The 17,140-nt window shown below is 64.2% G+C and carries 16 protein-coding genes; 8 read left to right on the top strand and 8 right to left on the bottom strand.

The window, feature by feature from the left end:
* Positions 1-2 precede the first annotated feature (2 nt).
* From FPY90_RS12975 to FPY90_RS12950, 6 genes are all read left to right on the top strand, one after another.
* Complete coding sequence (locus tag FPY90_RS12975; RefSeq protein ID WP_498681468.1) at positions 3-1,511, top strand: CoA-acylating methylmalonate-semialdehyde dehydrogenase; 1,509 nt, start codon at positions 3-5, stop codon at positions 1,509-1,511.
* A gap of 123 nt (positions 1,512-1,634) precedes the next feature.
* Positions 1,635-2,621, top strand: a complete 987-nt coding sequence (locus FPY90_RS12970) for a quinone oxidoreductase family protein (protein ID WP_498681466.1) — start codon at positions 1,635-1,637, stop codon at positions 2,619-2,621.
* An 86-nt stretch (positions 2,622-2,707) separates the two neighbouring features.
* A complete protein-coding gene (locus tag FPY90_RS12965; protein WP_498681464.1) occupies positions 2,708-3,148 on the top strand; it encodes a MarR family winged helix-turn-helix transcriptional regulator in 441 nt (146 codons plus the stop codon).
* Positions 3,149-3,231: 83 nt separating this feature from the next.
* Positions 3,232-3,654 carry an organic hydroperoxide resistance protein gene (locus FPY90_RS12960; protein WP_498681463.1) on the top strand — a complete coding sequence of 141 codons (423 nt, stop codon included), beginning with the start codon at positions 3,232-3,234 and terminating at the stop codon, positions 3,652-3,654.
* Positions 3,647-4,126 carry a DoxX family protein gene (locus tag FPY90_RS12955; protein ID WP_498681462.1) on the top strand — a complete coding sequence of 160 codons (480 nt, stop codon included), beginning with the start codon at positions 3,647-3,649 and terminating at the stop codon, positions 4,124-4,126. The genes FPY90_RS12960 and FPY90_RS12955 overlap by 8 nt, the downstream gene beginning before the upstream one ends.
* Positions 4,127-4,260: 134 nt before the next feature.
* Positions 4,261-5,469, top strand: a complete 1,209-nt coding sequence (locus tag FPY90_RS12950) for a glycerophosphodiester phosphodiesterase family protein (protein ID WP_498681461.1) — start codon at positions 4,261-4,263, stop codon at positions 5,467-5,469.
* Positions 5,470-5,544: 75 nt separating this feature from the next.
* Here FPY90_RS12950 and FPY90_RS12945 read toward each other — a convergent pair whose 3' ends face one another.
* The 6 genes from FPY90_RS12945 to FPY90_RS12920 all read right to left on the bottom strand — a co-directional run bounded on the left by FPY90_RS12945 (position 5,545) and on the right by FPY90_RS12920 (position 12,292).
* Positions 5,545-5,937 (bottom strand): VOC family protein, encoded by a 393-nt coding sequence (locus FPY90_RS12945; RefSeq protein ID WP_498681460.1) that lies wholly within the window; start codon positions 5,935-5,937, stop codon positions 5,545-5,547.
* 272 nt (positions 5,938-6,209) lie between these two features.
* A complete protein-coding gene (locus FPY90_RS12940) occupies positions 6,210-7,655 on the bottom strand; it encodes a gamma-aminobutyraldehyde dehydrogenase (protein WP_498681457.1) in 1,446 nt (481 codons plus the stop codon).
* Positions 7,656-7,714: 59 nt separating this feature from the next.
* Positions 7,715-8,779 (bottom strand): ABC transporter permease, encoded by a 1,065-nt coding sequence (locus tag FPY90_RS12935; protein ID WP_498681456.1) that lies wholly within the window; start codon positions 8,777-8,779, stop codon positions 7,715-7,717.
* Positions 8,776-10,287 (bottom strand): sugar ABC transporter ATP-binding protein, encoded by a 1,512-nt coding sequence (locus FPY90_RS12930; RefSeq protein WP_498681455.1) that lies wholly within the window; start codon positions 10,285-10,287, stop codon positions 8,776-8,778. Before FPY90_RS12930 ends, FPY90_RS12935 begins: the two co-directional genes overlap by 4 nt.
* Before the next feature lie 6 nt (positions 10,288-10,293).
* Positions 10,294-11,517 carry a TMAO reductase system periplasmic protein TorT gene (gene torT, locus FPY90_RS12925; protein WP_498681453.1) on the bottom strand — a complete coding sequence of 408 codons (1,224 nt, stop codon included), beginning with the start codon at positions 11,515-11,517 and terminating at the stop codon, positions 10,294-10,296.
* A gap of 28 nt (positions 11,518-11,545) precedes the next feature.
* On the bottom strand, positions 11,546-12,292 hold the full coding sequence (locus FPY90_RS12920; RefSeq protein ID WP_498681452.1) for a cupin domain-containing protein: 747 nt from the start codon (positions 12,290-12,292) through the stop codon (positions 11,546-11,548).
* A 291-nt stretch (positions 12,293-12,583) separates the two neighbouring features.
* Here FPY90_RS12920 and FPY90_RS12915 point away from each other — a divergent pair, with 291 nt between their 5' ends.
* Positions 12,584-13,183 (top strand): TetR/AcrR family transcriptional regulator, encoded by a 600-nt coding sequence (locus tag FPY90_RS12915; RefSeq protein WP_498681450.1) that lies wholly within the window; start codon positions 12,584-12,586, stop codon positions 13,181-13,183.
* Between the two features lie 267 nt (positions 13,184-13,450).
* On the opposite strand, the gene dsdA is transcribed toward FPY90_RS12915, so the two are convergent.
* Entirely contained in the window at positions 13,451-14,824 is a 1,374-nt protein-coding gene (gene dsdA, locus FPY90_RS12910; protein ID WP_498681449.1) for a D-serine ammonia-lyase, read from the bottom strand.
* Positions 14,825-15,123: 299 nt separating this feature from the next.
* On the opposite strand from dsdA, the gene FPY90_RS12905 reads away from it, so the two are divergent.
* Positions 15,124-16,179 (top strand): zinc-dependent alcohol dehydrogenase family protein, encoded by a 1,056-nt coding sequence (locus tag FPY90_RS12905; protein ID WP_498681447.1) that lies wholly within the window; start codon positions 15,124-15,126, stop codon positions 16,177-16,179.
* Between the two features lie 133 nt (positions 16,180-16,312).
* Here FPY90_RS12905 and FPY90_RS12900 read toward each other — a convergent pair whose 3' ends face one another.
* On the bottom strand, positions 16,313-17,140 hold the full coding sequence (locus tag FPY90_RS12900; protein WP_498681445.1) for an HpcH/HpaI aldolase/citrate lyase family protein: 828 nt from the start codon (positions 17,138-17,140) through the stop codon (positions 16,313-16,315).

The following is a 17,140-nucleotide window of genomic DNA, read 5'->3' as shown; positions in this document are numbered from 1 at the left end:
CCATGTCGCAGACCCTTGAACACCTGACCGTGTCCACCATCGGCCACCGCATCGGCGGCACGTCCGTCACCGACTCCGAACGCTTCGGTCCGGTCTACAACCCGGCAACCGGTGAGCAGACCGGCCAGGTCGCCCTGGCAAGCGCGCAGACCGTGCGCGATGCGGTGCAGACCGCTGCGGCCGCCCAGCGTGGCTGGCGCCGGCTCGGCCTGGCCAAGCGCAGCCAGATCCTCTTCAAGGTGCGCCAGCTCATCGACGAGCGCCGCGGCGAACTCGGCGCCATCATCACCGCCGAGCACGGCAAGGTCCTCTCCGACGCGGACGGGGAAATCGTCCGCGGCCTGGAGAACGTGGACTTCTGCACCGGGCTGATGCACCACCTCAAGGGCGAGTACGCCGAACAGGTTGCCACCGGCGTCGACGTGCACCAGACCCGGCAGCCCCTGGGCGTGGTCGCCTGCATCACCCCGTTCAACTTCCCCGCCATGGTCCCGCTGTGGATGATCACCACCGCCATCGCCGCCGGCAACGCGGTGATCCTCAAGCCCAGCGAGCGCAACCCCTCGGCGGCCAACTGGATCGCCTCGGTCTTCGAGGAGGCGGGCCTGCCGGCCGGGATCCTGAACGTCGTGCACGGGGACAAGGAAGCCGTCGACGAAATCCTGGAAAACCCCGGGGTCACCGGCGTCTCCTTCGTCGGCTCCACGCCGATCGCCAAGTACGTGTATTCCACTGCCGCTGCCAACGGCAAGCGGGTCCAGGCGCTCGGTGGCGCCAAGAACCACATGGTTGTGATGCCCGATGCGGACCTCGATGCCGCCGCGGATGCGGCCATCTCCGGGGCCTACGGCTCGGCCGGGGAACGCTGCATGGCAGTCTCGGTGGTGGTGGCGGTCGGCTCGATCGCCGACGAGCTCGTCTCCAAGATCTCCGAGCGCATCCCCGGCCTGGTGGTCGGCGACGGCACGGACCCTGACTCGGAGATGGGGCCGCTGATCACCGCCGCCTCGCGGGACCGCGTGGCAGGATTCATCGCCTCGGCCCAGGAAGAGGGCGCCGCGGTGCTGGTCGATGGCCGCGAGCAGCGCTTTGACTCCAACGGCTTCTTCATCGGGGTCTCGCTCATCGACCACGTCAAGCCCGGCATGCGGGTCTATGACGAGGAGATCTTCGGACCCGTCCTGGCCGTGGTGCGCGTTCAGGACTACGCGGAGGCCGTCGAACTGATCAACTCCAACCGCTTCGCCAACGGCACGGCGGTCTTCACCCGCGACGGCAAGACCGCCCGCGAATACGAGTTCGACATCGAGGTCGGCATGGTGGGCATCAACGTGCCGATCCCGGTGCCCATCGGCGCCTTCAGCTTCGGCGGATGGAAGGACTCGCTCTTCGGCGACACCCACATGTACGGCCCGGAGTCCTTCAACTTCTACACGCGGCGCAAGGTCGTCACCAGCCGCTGGCCCGACCCCAGCGAATCGCAGATCGAGCTGGGCTTCCCCACGCACTGAGCAGGGATCCCTCCCCGGAGTCGTCGGCGGCCTGCGTGCTTGCCGACGGCCCCGGCCCGGGGATGCGGAGCGGAACCATACACTGAACCACATTTCAGCAATGCCAGGACAGGATGAAGTGCCATGCCCGAGACAATGAACGCGGTAGTGGTTTCCGCACACGGAGGCCCGGAAAACCTTGAATTCCGGCGCGTTGCGCGCCCGGCACCCGAGGCGGGCCAGGTCCTGGTGAAACTGTCCGTCGCCGGGGTGAACTACCTCGATGTCGCCCAACGCAACGGGGCAACCGCGCTGCAGGCCCCGTTCTGCGCGGGTGTCGAGGGCGTCGGCGTCATCGCTGCCCTGGGCACGGAGGTGACCGGCTTCGCCGAAGGCCAGCGCGTGGGCTGGCTTGCCGGGGGACAGGGAAGTTTCTCGGAGTTCACGGTGGTCGAAGCCCCGCAGGTGGTGGCGATCCCCGAGGGCATCGACGATTTCACCGCCGTGGCGGCCCTGATGCAGGGTTTCACGGCCCACTACCTGTCCCACGACACCTATGCCCTGGGCCCGGACGACACCGTGCTGATCCATGCGGCCGCCGGCGGGGTGGGCCAATGGCTGACACAAATGGCCAGGCTGAAGGGTGCCCGGGTCATCGGAACTGTTTCCACGAAGGCCAAGGAGGACGTGGCACTGGCCAACGGGGCCGCCCACGTTATCGGCTACGAGGGATTCGCGGACAAGGTCCGCGAACTCACCGGCGGTGAAGGCGCATCCGTCGTCTACGACGGGGTCGGGAAATCGACCTTCGCCGAAAGCCTGCGCGCCCTGCGAATAAGAGGCATGCTGGTCGCGATCGGCGCCGCCAGTGGCCCGATTCCGCCCCTGGACGTGAATTCGCTGGCCGGCTTGGGCTCCCTCGCCGTGACCCGGCCGACGGTAATCCACCATGTGCGCACGGCGGAGGAGATCTCCCGACGTGCCTCGGAGGTCTTCGGCTGGATCGCTTCGGGGGCCATCAGCGTCCCGCCCGTGACGCACTACGACATCACGGAGGTCGTCCAGGCCTTCACCGCGCTCGAGTCCCGCCGGACCACCGGCAAGCTCGTGCTGGTCCACCCGCGGTCCTGAAGACACCGGCCCCCGGACGGTGTCCGGAGCCGGTGTTGCCAGTCGATGGGTTGTGCACAACTAAGTTGTGTGCAATTATTCAATGCATGGCTATCGTCGATGAAATGGTGTGCTTCTCCCTCTACTCCGCCACGCGCGCCACCACGCGTGCCTATGCGGAGCTGTTGGCCCCATGGGGACTGACCTACCCCCAGTACCTGGTGCTGGTCGTGCTGTGGAGCGACGGCGAGCAATCGGTCAACGAACTGGGGGATTTGCTGCAGCTCGATTCCGGCACGCTGTCCCCGCTGCTGCGGCGGATGGAAAGCAAGCTCCTGATCGAGCGCAAGCGGGTGCATTCCGATCAACGCATCGTCACCATCGCGCCCACCCCGCGGGCAGCCGAACTTCGCCGGGAGCTCGGACATATCCCGAGCGCCATTGCGCACGCCACGGGGCTGCCCGACCTCGAGTCCGCCCGGGAACTGATCGCCACCCTGCAGCGCCTCACCACCGCCATGGGCGAGCTCAACCCGAAGGACGCCTGAGCAGCCCCGGAAGAACCGGCGCATCCGCCAAAGCCCCGGCAGCGACACCGCCGGGGACCGAAACCCCTCGAAAGGCACCACCCATGAATGCCCTCTACACCGCCGAAGCACTCTCCACCGGACACGGGCGGGAGGGCAGGGTCTCCACCTCGGACGGAACCCTAGATATCGCGATGACGCCGCCCCGGGAACTGGGCGGTTCCGGGGAAGGCACCAACCCCGAGCAGCTTTTTGCCGCGGGCTTCGCCGCGTGCTTCCACTCGGCGCTGCACCTGGTGGCCCGCAACAGGAAGATCTCGGTTCAGGACTCGACGGTTGGCGGCCGGGTGAAGCTGGGGAGCACCGGGGACGGCGGATTCGCGCTGGCCGTGGAGCTGGAAGTCGTCATTCCAGGCCTGCCGCACGAGCAGGCCCGCGAACTTGCGGACGCAGCACACCTGGTGTGCCCCTACTCCAACGCCACCCGCGGCAACATCGACGTCACCGTGCACGTCTCCGATGACTAGCAACGGCAGGGCGCTGCCCGCCGCACTTACCCGGCCGGCCGACCCAACCGCCCGGGGACGCACCTTGGTGCGCATCGCCCTGGGTGCCGCTCTGGCCTTCGCGGGTGCCAGCCACCTGACCGTGGCCCGCCGCGAGTTCCGGGCGCAGGTGCCGGAGATCGTTCCCCTCGACGCCGACCTGGTGGTTCTTGCCTCCGGCATCGCGGAGATCACCCTTGGTGCGGCGCTGATGCTGCTGGCGCGCCGACGCGTCCCCGTTGGCTGGGCCGTGGCACTGTTCCTCGTCGCGGTGTTCCCCGGAAACATCGCCCAGTGGCTGCACGCGCGTGACGCGTTTGGGCTCGACACGGATGCCAAGCGCTTCATGCGGCTCTTCTTCCAGCCCGTGCTGGTCGCAGTGGTGCTGTGGTCCACCGGGGCCTGGCGGGATCGGCCGCGCCGCGGACCGGGCAGCACCTGCGCACCGGACTAGGGCGGCGAAGCCGGCCACCGCCGGCGCGAGCGTATGGGCGATCTTAACGCGCGGTTCACCTCATCGTGGCCGCAGCGTTGTCCGGGGAGGGCAGCGTGGTGGGTGTCCGTTCCCGACACCGAAGGATCCCCATCATGAAGTTTCGCACCCTCACGCTTGGAACCCTGGCCGCCTGCATGCTCGCCGGGCTGGCCACCCCGGCCGTCGCCGCACCGACCACCACCGATTCCGGCCAGGCTCCCATCCTGATCGGCCACCGCGGCGCCGCCGGCGTCGCGCCGGAGAACACCCTGGCCGCCATCAAGGCCGGAAGCCAGTCCGGTGCCGACTTCGTCGAGATCGACGTCCAGCTCTCCAGCGACGGCGTCCCGTTCATCTTCCACGACGACACCGCGGCCCGCACCACCAACGTCGCAGACGTCTTCCCCGACCGGGTCAACGACCCGATCACGTCCTTCACCTGGAACGAGCTGCAGCGCCTCGACGCCGGCTCCTACTTCTCGGCAAAGTTCGCCGGCGAAAAGATCCCGCACTTCGACGCGGTGGCCGACGTGCTCACCGGGGAGGCCGGGGTGTTCATCGAGATCAAGTCCCCGGCCAAGTCCCCGGGCGTCGAGCAGGTTGTCGCCGAGGCGCTGGCGAACGATCCAGAGTGGAGCGAGCTGGAGCAGACCGGGAAGATCGAGGTCCTGGGCTTCGACGCGGCATCCAACAAGATCTTCGCCGACCTGGCCCCGGAGGTTCCCTTGCAACAGCTGACCGGCACAGTGCCGGGAGCCGCGGTCCTGGCCGACTACGCGACCTACGCCGATTCCTTCGGCACCAGCTACCGGACCCTGGATGCCGCCGGCGCCGCGCGGGTCAAGGAAGCCGGGCTGGGCCTCGGCGTCTACACCGTGAACTCCGACGAGGCAGCCGACGCTTCCCTGGAATTGGGCGTCGAGCGCATCACCGGCGACTTCCCGCAGCAGATCGACCGCCACCTGGACGGCAGAAAGGTGTTCCCGTCCAACAACGGGATCGTCATTGCCGACTCGGTAAACGACGTGCCGGGCAACGACCTGCAGCCGGAAACCGGCGAGCACGTCGTGCTGGCCAACACGGGCAACCGCACCATCGACGTCAGCGGCTACGTGCTGCGCGACGCCGCCAACAACATCCTGCGCATCGGCGAGGGATTCAAGCTCACGCCGGGTGCCGAGCTGCGGGTGTTCTCGGGACCGGGAACCAACAGCGCCGAGGCGTACTACCTGGGCGGGGACGTCGCCGTCCTGAACAACGGCGGCGACTCGCTGGGCCTCTGGGACGCCAAGGGCCGTCTCCTGGACACCTTCGCCAACTAGAACCGGTTTGCCCCGCAAGCCACCAAGCGGCAGTGCCCACCCCCATCGCTCTACGGGTGGGCACTGCCTTTGGCGTTAAAGCTCGCGCTGGTCGCGGCGGATCGGGTGGTCTTCGGGAACCTGCACCAGCACGATCCTGGTTCCGTCCGGGTCACTGACCCATCCCTCGACCGGTCCCCATGGCTCGGTCCTCGCCTCCCGATCGATCGTGACTCCGCGCCCGGCAAGTCGCAGGAGCTCGGCCTGCACGTCCCGGACCTGCAGCCAGAGCACGAGCGAGGACGGCTCGCCTGCCCCGCGATTGCCCGCCACCTCCAGCAGGCCGTTGCCCAGGAAGAACACCAGGCCGCGGTGCTCCACGGTGCCGAACTCGCGGGCGATGGCCAACCCCATCACGTCGCGGTAAAACGCCTGCGTCTCGGGCAGGTCCACGGGGCGCAGCAGCACCCGGCTTGAGAGGATCTCCATGGACCCAATCTACCGGCGGGAGTCTTGCCTAGCGCCAGGAAACCTTGCCGGCCATGTTTTGGCCCTCGGCCACGTATCCTGCCATCTCATCGGCGGGGACCATGGAACCGTTTCAGCCCGGTATCGGCTACGGAGCTGGCATCTTGGAAGTCGGTGCGGGAACCCACGGAAGAATGGTCAATTCTTCCGGGTAACGCAGTGCCCCATAGAGCAGGGCGCCGGTTCCCCTGCAAAAGAGGAACCGGCGCCCTGGTACGCAAGCGTGGGAGGCGTTAGCTGGCGATGTTCGCCATCACGTGCTTGATCCGGGTGTAGTCATCGAGCCCGTACATGGACAGGTCCTTCCCGTAGCCAGACTGCTTGAATCCGCCGTGCGGCATCTCGGCAACTAGAGGGATGTGCGTGTTGATCCACACCGTTCCGAAATCCAGCTCTCGGCTCAAGCGCATCGCCCGGCCGAAGTCGGTGGTCCAGACCGACGAAGCGAGGCCATAATCGACGTCGTTCGCCATAGCCAGGGCCTCGTCCTCCAGCTCAAAGCTCTGGACGCTGATCACCGGGCCGAAGATCTCGTTCTGCACCAGGTCATCGTCTTGGCGCAAGCCGCTGACGACGGTGGCTGCATAGTGGAAACCGGAGTTGCCCAGGCGCTGGCCACCGGCATTCACCACTGCATGCGCAGGCAACGAATCGATGGCGCGCTGCACCCGTTCAAATTGCGCCGCATTGTTCAGTGGCGGGAGCATGGCGTCCTGGCTATCCAGACCCTTTTCGTAGGCGGTTGCAACATTGTCGGCCTGTTCCGCAAGGGCGGCAACGAACTTGTCATGCACTCCGGACTGGCACAAGACCCGGGTGGCAGCAGTGCAATCCTGGCCGGCATTGAAGTACCCGGCGATGGCGATGGCCTCTGCCGCGGCGGTGATGTCGGCGTCGTCGAAGATGACCACGGGTGCCTTGCCTCCCAGCTCAAGGTGTACCCGCTTTACGTCGGCAGCTGCGGAGGTAGCCACGTTGATTCCCGCGCCCACCGAGCCGGTGATCGCGACCATGGCCGCGGTGGGGTGTTCCACGATGCCCTTGCCGGTATCGCGGTCGCCGCAAACCACATTGAACACTCCAGCCGGGAGGAACTCGGAGGCGATCTCGGCCAACAGCAAGGTGGATTCGGGTGTGGTGTCACTGGGCTTGAGCACGATGGTGTTGCCGCCAGCCAAGGCCGGCGCGATTTTCCATACTGCCATCATCATTGGGTAGTTCCAAGGAGTGATCTGCCCGATGACTCCCACCGGTTCACGCCGGATCCAAGAGGTGTGATCGGCCATGTACTCGCCTGCGGATTTCCCTTCCAGAATGCGAGCAGCACCGCCGAAGAAGCGCAAATGGTCGACCATGCCCGGAATCTCCTCGCTGGCCACCAAGGCAGTTGGCTTGCCGCAGCTGCGCGATTCCACAGCTATGAATTCGTCCTGCCGAGCCTCCACCGCATCGGCCAGCCGAAGCAGGGCCAATTGGCGTTCGGCGGGCGTGGTCCGGCGCCAAGTGGTGAAGGCGTCCTGCGCTGCGGAGAATGCGGCATCGATGTCTGCCGGGCCAGAGAGCGGCGACGTGCCGTAGACCTCGCCGGTGAAGGGATCGACTAGATCCAGGGTCGATTTTTCCTGGGGCTCGACGTAGTTTCCGTTGATGAAGTTCTTGAGGACGAGTTTTTCGCTCACAATCGGTTCCTTTGAGTTTGTTGGTGAGTAGATTGATGGAATTGGGAAGGGAAGGCCGGCTAGACCGGTAGTCGACGGGGCTTGGTATCGGCGGTCAGACGCACTCGGGTTCGCAGCCGGTCAACCATGAGGGCGAGTACCAGCAAGGCGCCGAGCAGGATGTCCTGCACGTAGCTTTGAACGCGGATCAGGTCCATGCCGTTGCTGAGAAGGATGATGAAAAGCGCCCCCATGAAGGCACCGGACACCCTTCCCTCGCCACCGTTGAGTGCAATGCCACCAATGACAGCGGCGATGATGGACTCCATGGGGAACTGCAAGCCGATGTTTGCTTCGCCGCTGGAAATACGTGCGGTCATCAGGACTCCGACCAGCGCGGCAAGCAGGCTGCCGGTGATCATGAGTTTCAGCAGTGTCGACTTGACGTTGACCCCCGCATGGTGCGCAGCGTGTTCGTTACCGCCGACGGCGAAGGCCCTGCGGCCCAGCCTCGTCCAGTTGAACAAAACATAGGCACCGGTCAGCACCAGCAACATAACAAATGTGGAGAACGGGAGCCCCATGACCAGAGAGCTTCCGTAGGCCCTGGTAAAGGCCTGAGGAAGGCCCGTGATGGGGACACCACCGGTCAGAAGCAATGCCACGCCGACTGCTGCGGAACCCGTGCCCAGCGTCACCATAAACGAGGAGATCTTGAATACCGCGATCAGCACCCCGTTGATGGTCCCGACGACTAGTCCGACCGCTAGTCCGGCCAGCGCACCTATCAGCGGTGAGGCACCGCCGTGTGAAAGCACCATGGCACAGATGACTGAGGAAAGTGCAACCGTTCCGCCATTGGACAGGTCATAATTCCTAGTCACCAGATACATCATCTGGCCAATCGCGATGATCCCCAGGAAACTAACTTGCCGCATCACGTTGACGATGTTTCCGGAGGAGAGAAAACGGGGTTCGACGAGGGTGAACCCCACCAGGAGGAGAACCAGAAGGATCGGCAGGATTCCGTAGGCCACGAATGTCTTCCTGGCCAGTGAATAGAACGAAAAGCCCGAAGTTTTGAATGCCAGGGGGTCGGAAAGTGGTGATTGTTTGATGACGGGTTTCTCTTTGAGCATGCTCATGCCGTGGCCTCTGCTGGGTGGTGGAAGAACCATGGAAGCAGGTTCTCTTCGGTCAGGTCTGTCTCGGTGAACTCACCGACGATGCGTCCCTCGGTGATTACATATGCCCGATGGACTAGGTTGACGATCTCAGGCAGGTCGCTCGAGATGACCAGTACGGCCGCCCCTGCATGCACGAGATCCGCAATCGCCTGATAGATCTCGCACCTCGCTCCAACATCCACACCGGTAGTCGGCTCATCGAAGATGTGTAGGTCGTAGACCCGGCTGAATCCGCGGGCCAGCACGATCTTTTGCTGGTTTCCTCCAGAAAAGGTGCCGGGCAGTGCCGTGGTCCGCATGGGCCGTAAGGCCAGACGCTCAAGAATCCTGTCTGCCGCCCGGGCTTCCATGCCGCGTTTGAGCACTGGGCCGCGGGCATACGTATCCAAGGCCGACAGCGATGCATTTTCGCGCGCGGACCGGGTCGGCACCAAACCGGCCTTCTTGCGGTCCGAGGGATAGTGGATGATCCTGTCCCCGACCCGACCCCGCGGCCCGCGGGAGGTGAGTTCGCGGCCGTTGACCATGATGCGGCCGCGATGATGCCGGGTGAGCCCATAGATCGTTTCTCCGACGGCGGCCTTGCCGGAACCTACCAATCCGGTGAGACCAACAATCTCGCCGGGCTTCACGCTCATCGATACCCCGTGCAAACCGGGTCCGTGGACGTCCTCGAGTAGGAGGCCGCCGACACCCGGATTGTGGGCGATCGTCGGGAACAGCGCCTCGACCTTTCGTCCCGTCATCAAGGTGACGAGTTGATCGTCGTCCACTTCGTCGAGACGGGAAGTCCGCACGAGCTTTCCGTCTCGCAGGACGCTGATGTCATCGCCTATTACGCGCAGCTCGGACATGCGGTGCGTGATGTAGATGATGGCTAGGCCCTCGGATTTCAGCCGCTGAATGGTTTCGAACAGTCTGGCCGTTTCCTCTTCGGTAAGTGATGCGGTCGGCTCGTCGAAGATCACGAGTCGGGCCTTATCCTGTACCGATTTCGCAATCTCGACGATTTGCTGCTCTGCCCGGCTGAGATCGCCGGCGTGGGTGCCGGGGTCCATCAACGACGCAACGCGTTCGAGCGCAACTGCTGCCTTGGCGCGCATGGCGCGGCGGCGCAGGAACCAGCCGAGGGTTTCCTCGCGGCCAATGTTCAGATTCTCTTCGATGGTCAGTTGCGGAACCAATGCGGGTTCCTGGAATACCGTCGAAATGCCCACCTGGCGTGCAGCATGGGGGGAGCCGATCGAACAAGGCACCCCATCGACCTCAATGGTCCCGGCGTCGGCCCGGTGCACGCCGGCCAGCAGATTGATGAGTGTAGACTTTCCGGCACCGTTTTCACCGAAGAGCATGTGCACGCGGCCGGGCAGAAAGTCGATGTCCACCGCGTCTAAAGCGGTGAAGCCCTGAAACTTCTTAGTTAGTCCGCGGACCCGTACCGTGGGGTTCTGTGTCGTGACGGTCACGGGGGCCTACTTCGCTTCGACCGTGAAAACGGGCCGGTAGCCGTCAGGTGCCAGATTTAATTCCTTGACCAGGGTGTCCAGATTATTGTGCTGTTTGCCGGCCGCAGGTCCGCAAATGACACTTGCAGCCGTGCCGACATAGTCTCCGCCGACGAATGGCTTGTTCTCAAGGGCCCGAAGGGCCATATCCACCGCGATGCGCGAGAGCACGAGATCGTTGCCCGCACTGGAACAGGTGGCTTTGCCGGAATCGAGAAGCGAATATACCTCGGGAGTGAAGTAATAGGAGGCAGTGTCGATCTTGTCTTCCAAGCCGCGTTCGGCCAGCGGCCCGACCGCGGCATCGACCGTGGTGGCGCTCCCAATGACATAGTTCATCTCGGGGTAGGCGCTCAAGGCGTTTTCGACGAGGTTCAGCTGTGCATCCTTGCCGGTGTCGCCATACTGGACGCCGAGGACCTCCACGTCCCCTCCTGCGGACTCTTTTTCGAAGCAGGACATGAGCTGCTCAAGGGAGCCGACACCCGCCGGGCCGGGGAACCAAACCGCGCGGACCTTTTTGCCGGTTTCTTTCAAGTGCCGTCCGAGGTTTCCGCCCAGGGTGCAATAGTCAAAGAGTGCGCGGCCGGCGACCGACTCGCTGGTGACGCCGTTGACTGCGTCGATCACGGGTATTCCCTGTGCCGCTATTTCCTCAATGCGTGTATTGAGAGCCTCATTGCTGACGGCGCTGGCGATGATCGCATCGGCACCACCTGCTGCGCAATTGGAGAGCTGATCCAGCTGATTGGAGATCTCCGTGTAGCCGCCTGCCTCATAGGTCTGGAGGGCGATGCCCATGCGCTGTGCCTCGGCGACCATAGCCGCGTTCTGTCCCACCCAGTAGGGGTCCTTCACGTGCGGCAACACGGCGCAAAGGTTCCATTCCTGTGTCAGGTCGGACGGGGCCAACGGGGTGTAGACACTTGCTGTTCGTGTGCCTTCGCAGCCGGGTGTTTGGCAGTCAATCACCTCGATGGGCACGGCCCAGTCCTGGGCAGAGGCCGCCGAGGCCAGCGTGTCTGGCGTATTTTTGGCCGGGTCGGCGAAGATCCCCGCGGCCTCGGCTACTACCGGGCTTGGATCCGGTCGTTCAGCTGCGGTGGTGTCGCCGACTTGGGTGCATCCACCCAGTGTGAGAGCTAGGGCGATGGCAATTGGTGCTATGAAGGTACGCGATCTCGTGGTCATGTCGCTTCGATCCTTTGGGTGCTGGGATTCAAATGGATTCGTAGTGGAAGTCGGTGCTGACCAGCCCGTGCGGGTTTGGTCCATATACGCCGACCATGTGTGCAAATTCTGGTGCGCTGTAGCGGGCTAGCTGCCCGGGGGCGATTTCGACGGAGTCCCCGGCGTGCAGAACCACACGTTCACCGGCGACTTCAACGATCAGCTCGCCCGCAACCACAAAGTTGAATTCCGTATGTGGATGCCTGTCGGTCCAGGCAGCACTCTCGAGTTCCCACGTCGAGAGAACCGGGTCATTCCACGGTCCGCTCTGCGGGGAATGCGTGATGAAACGACCCCGGTTTCGGTCCCATTCCGGACGCTCGGGCATATTTGGACTAGCCCGCCAGATCTCAACACCGGTGAAACCTGGTAAGTGCTCCAAAGGGTCTTCTGCAGTTGGATCCGCCGGGTGGATCTCTGCGTCATTGTCCAATGCCCAGTATTCAAAACCAGCGGACGCATCGCCTTCAGGGTTTGGCCCATAGACGCCGACCATCCGGGCGTACTCCGGCGCCCAGTAACGTCCCATCCGGCCTGCCGGGACACGCGCCACATCACCTGGTTGAAGAACTTTGACGTCGCCCCCGGCTGCAACGAAAAGCTCGCCTTCGAGAACCATGTTGTATTCGCTGTGTGGGTGGAAGTCCTGCCAGGATGCTGCCTTGAGATCCCATTCCGAGATCGAGTAATTGCCCCAGCCGTCCTTGCAGATCGGAACAATTTGTCGGGTTCCCATTCGGTTCCATTCGGGCTTCAAAGGCTGTGGAACACTGTTGGGCCAAAACGCCATTGCGTTGGACCGCCACGGGGTTTGGACGTCGCTGACTTGAACTTGGGGGTGCACGGAAGACCACTCTCCATCGGATGAGCTCGGCTAGTGTGAGCTGAGTAACAAATCGTATGGAGAGAGTTTCATGGACGGTTGTCTTAGTCAAGGGTCCATGTTAAATTTGTCGTAGCTATTACATCAAGTTACGGACAAAAGGACGTGCCGAGTCTTAGCGGTTTCAAGTTTCAAGGAGGAGAAATGCGTATTCCGGCGACCGAGCGCAAGGAGCAACTCATCGACGCCACGATTGCACTGATGCAGACGCACGGCGTGGTGTCACTGACACTTCGTGACATAGCCAAGCATGCAGGCGCATCGCTGGCAGCAGTGCACTACTGCTTTGCCGACAAGAACGAGTTATTCACGGCCGCCGTAGAGCGGTGGCTTAAGAACATGATGACCTACGCCGAGGATGTTGATCCTTCCCTCGGCCTCCGCTCTACGGTGGTCGAAGTCGCCCGGCGCTACTGGGACGAGTTGGAGATGACTCCCAGCGACGTCCTGGCTCAAATTGAATTAGTCATTTGGGCGGCGCGGCAAGAAGGCGGCCAAGAGCTTGCTGCCAGCATCTACCCAGGCTACGAATCCGGGTTGGGCGCTCTTTTCAGCAAGGCGATGGAAGTTGACAGCCAGGACCAGATTTTGTCGCCGGAGGAGCTCGCTCGAATATTCATCGCCATTATTGATGGCTGCAGCCTGCAATACATCACCCAACCCGATGCGGGTTCGCATCGGCGCCTGTTCGAATTCCTCGTCGAGGCCGTCTTGCAACAAATGGCTGCACCAGTTCGGACATAGAGAAGTTACGTTTGCGACTTACCCCGGTGGTGCGGGCGGGCATGGTCCGTGACTTTTCCGAATTTTGGGTGGAACATGTCGTCATTTAAGTTGTCGTGAAGGGTATTCCTGTCCCTCATGCATGAGCGTCGTCTACGGGCCTGGAGGCCAAGACGGGGGTCATGCATGTAGCCATCAATCAGTCGTATCGGGTGAATTAGGCTGGTATGGAAATTGCCTACCGGTCTGCGTTGGTGCACCGTCATCGAGCTCATGCTTCCGGTTTTCTTAGCTCCAACTGACCTCGTTGGCCAGGCGCTGGCCCTCGGCCACGTAGCCGGCCATCTCGGCGGCCGGCACCATGGAGCCGCCGGTGGCCCAGACGATGTGGGTCGCGTTGGCCATGGACTCCTCGTCGAGCCCGAACGCGGAGCGGTAGTCCTGGTTGGCGAGCATCGTCCACGGGCCGGCAAAGCCCGCCGCGGCGCTGGGCTCCACGTCGATGCCCTCGGTGTCGTGCAGCAATCCCTGGAAGGCCTTCATACGCTCATCGGTGACCGTCACGTAGCCGTCGATCATCTGCTGCAGGTGCTCGCCCACCAGGCGCGAGGGGCGGCCCACCGCCAGCCCGTCCGCGGCGGTGAGCCCGTCCAAGCCGATGTCCGCCACGGAGATGGCATCGTGCAGCCCGGTGCGCACCCCCAGGGACATGCACGGAGCATGGGTGGGTTCGACGAAGATGCAGTGCACCGCGTCCCCGAATGCCTGCTTCAACCCGAAGGTCACGCCGCCAGGTCCGCCGCCGACCCCGCAGGGCAGGTGCACGATCAACGGGTGGTGCTGGTCCACGGTGACCTCCAGTGAGGCCAGCTGCCCGGCCAGGCGCGCGCCCGCCGCGGAGTATCCGGCGAACAGGCTCAGCGAGGCCTCGTCGTCGACGAACCAGACGCTGGGGTCCTCCTCGGCGGTGCGGCGGCCTGCGGTAACCGCGTCGGAAAAGTTGCCCTCGTGCTCCACGACGGTGACCCCGCGCGAGCGCAGCATGTCCTTCTTCCAGGTGCGGGCGTCCATCGACATGTGCACGGTGGTCTTGAAGCCCAGCTCGGAGGCGACGATGCCGATCGACAGGCCCAGGTTGCCGGTGGAGCCCACGGCGATGCCGTGGGCCGAGAGCACGTCCCGGGCCTCGGGGGTCATCAGCACCCGGGCGTCGTCGGTCTCGGCCATCAGCCCGGCCTCGGTGGCAATCCGTTCGGCGACCTCCAGGACCTCGTGGATCCCGCCGCGGGCCTTGATGGAGCCGCTGACCGGAAGGGAGTCGTCGCGCTTGAGCCAGAGCTTGCCCGGCAGCTCGGTGCCGAAGCGGGCGGAAAGTTCGGCCTGCATCCCCGGGATGCCGACCAGCGGGGATTCCAGGATGCCGTGGGTGGGTCGGGTGTCTTCGAAGCGCTCGGCGAACCACGGGGCGAAGCGGCGGAAGCGCGCCCGGGCATCTGCCACAATGGCCGGGTCAATGCCCGACTGTTCGATCCCCGCGGTGCTTGGCGTGGGGTGCTCGCTGAACCATGCGGTTTCCTCGGCCCGGGCCAGGGCTGCCACCACGGGATCGGCGAGCAACTGCTCGAGGTCGGGAAGCTGGATCATCGCGGCGGCTCTCTTCAAGGTTGGGAGTGTGTTCAGCATCCCAATGTAGGGCACCGACGTGCTACCGGCGAGTCGGTGAAATCGCCACGGTGCCGGTTTCCGGAACGGGCCCGTGCCATGCGGTGCCGGCGCATTTCGCCCGAGGATAGAGCCGCAAACACCTTGGTGCCCGTTGCGCGTGGAAACCCGTTGGAATCCTGCCCCAGCAATCCACCTTGAAGCGCCATAGACTGCTGGCATCTGCGGGGGTACCGGCCGTCCAAGGGGATGGCTTCGCCCGGCCCCTTGGCATCGACGGAAAACAAAGGACAAAAAACATGAAAGCCCTGGTTTACAACGGCCCGAACCAAAAATCTTGGACAGACGTGCCGAACCCGACGATCCAGCAGCCCACCGACGTGATCGTCAAGATCGAAACCACCACCATCTGCGGCACCGACCTCCACATCCTCAAGGGGGATGTGCCGGCAGTGACCCCCGGGCGGATCCTTGGCCATGAGGGCGTGGGAACCATCACCGAGGTCGGCGCCGCCGTGACCAACCTTGACGTGGGGGACAGGGTCATCCTGTCGTGCGTCTCCTCGTGCGGACGTTGCGACTACTGCAAGAAGGGGTTGTTCTCCCACTGCATGGGGGAGGAAGGCGCCGCGGGGATCGGCTGGATCTTCGGCCACCTGATCGATGGCACGCAGGCCGAGTTCGTGCGTGTTCCCTACGCCGAAACCTCCGTCCACAAGATGCCCGAGGGTGTCAGCGCCCAGGAGGGTACGCTGCTGTCCGACATCCTGCCCACGGGCCACGAAATCGGCGTCCAATACGGGGCGGTCAAGGCCGGGGACGTGGTCGCCATCGTCGGGGTGGGTCCCGTGGGACTTGCCGCCGTGACCACAGCGCAGCTTTACGGTCCCTCGCGCGTCATCGCGATCGATGTTGATGCGAACCGGTTGGAACAGGCCAAGGCCTTTGGCGCCACCGACGGGGTGCTGTCAACGGACGCGGATTGGAAGGAGCAGGTGCTTGCCCTGACCGACGGGCTGGGGGTGGATGTGGCGATCGAGGCCGTGGGAATCCCGCAGACCTTCGCCATGGTTCTTGACATGGTCAGGCCGGGCGGGCACGTGGCCAATGTGGGTGTGCACGGAAAGGGCGTGGACCTGCCGATCGACAGGCTCTGGATCTCCAACATCACGCTCACCATGGGCCTGGTGAACACCAACACGACGGCCACGTTGCTCAAGCTCGTCGCGCAAAAGAAGCTGGCGGTCGACAAGTTCGTGAGCCACACCTTCAAGCTGGACGACATCGAGGCCGCCTACGACACCTTCTCCCGGGCCGCGGAGACCAAGGCACTGAAGGTCATGCTCAACGCCTGAGAAGGATGAAGGGTATCAACCACCCAATGGGCGGCTATATCCGTTGTGTGCTCTTTCAATGCTGTCGCGCGGATCGAGGGTCTTGGCATGCGCCGGGCTGGGTTCTTCTTCCTTGGTACGTGGAGGAATCCGGTTACCTTGTGCTTTTCCCTATGGCCTCATGCCGCGACAATGTTGTCCTGGCGTGGCGCAGCAGCGGCTCGTCCACCATCTGCCCCTCGAAGGTGAAGACGCCCGTGGCATCCTCCGCCGCCGCGAGGATGCGCGTGGCCCGTTCGACCTCCTCGGCGGACGGCGCGAACGCCTGGCGGATGACGGACATCTGGCTCGGGTGGATCGAGGCCTTGGCCCCGAATCCGGAGGCGGCCGCGTCAACGGTTTCGCCGAGCAACCCGGCAAGATCCGGGATGTCGATGTAGACCGAGTCGATGGCCGTCTTGCCGTGCGCGCCGGCGGCCAGCAGCACCTGGGACCGGGCATGCCGTGACACGTCCCGGTAGGTGCCCGACGCCTTGCGTGAGGAGGAGCCACCCAGGGAGGCGACGAGGTCCTCGGCGCCCCACATCAGCGCCACGACGTTCTCCGCGGCGGCGATCTGCGGCGCGTTGAGGACCCCCAGCGCGGTCTCGCACAACGCCACCACGTGGAACCCGGCGACGGCGGCCAGATCATCAAGGGTCTCGGTCTTGGCCAGCATGAGGGTGCGGTACGCGGTCTGCTCGATGGCGGCCAGGTCCTGCGCGAAGTCCGGGGTGTTGACCGGGTTGACCCGCACGATGGTGCGGTGCGGATCCAGCGGGTTTTCGACCAGGGCCCGGCGTGCCGCCTGCTTGTTGCCCGCGGCCACCGCGTCCTCGAGGTCCAGGATCACCGCGTCGGCGCGTTCGACGGCCTTGGCGTAGCGGTCGGGGCGGTCCGCCGGGCAGAACAGGATGGCCGGGCCCATGCTGAAGCTTTCCAT

The organism is Arthrobacter sp. C2 (genome assembly GCA_024207135.1).
Lineage (GTDB): Bacteria > Actinomycetota > Actinomycetes > Actinomycetales > Micrococcaceae > Paeniglutamicibacter.
Note: the sequence above shows the minus strand (reverse complement) of the source record. Positions and strands in the feature narration are given on the sequence as shown.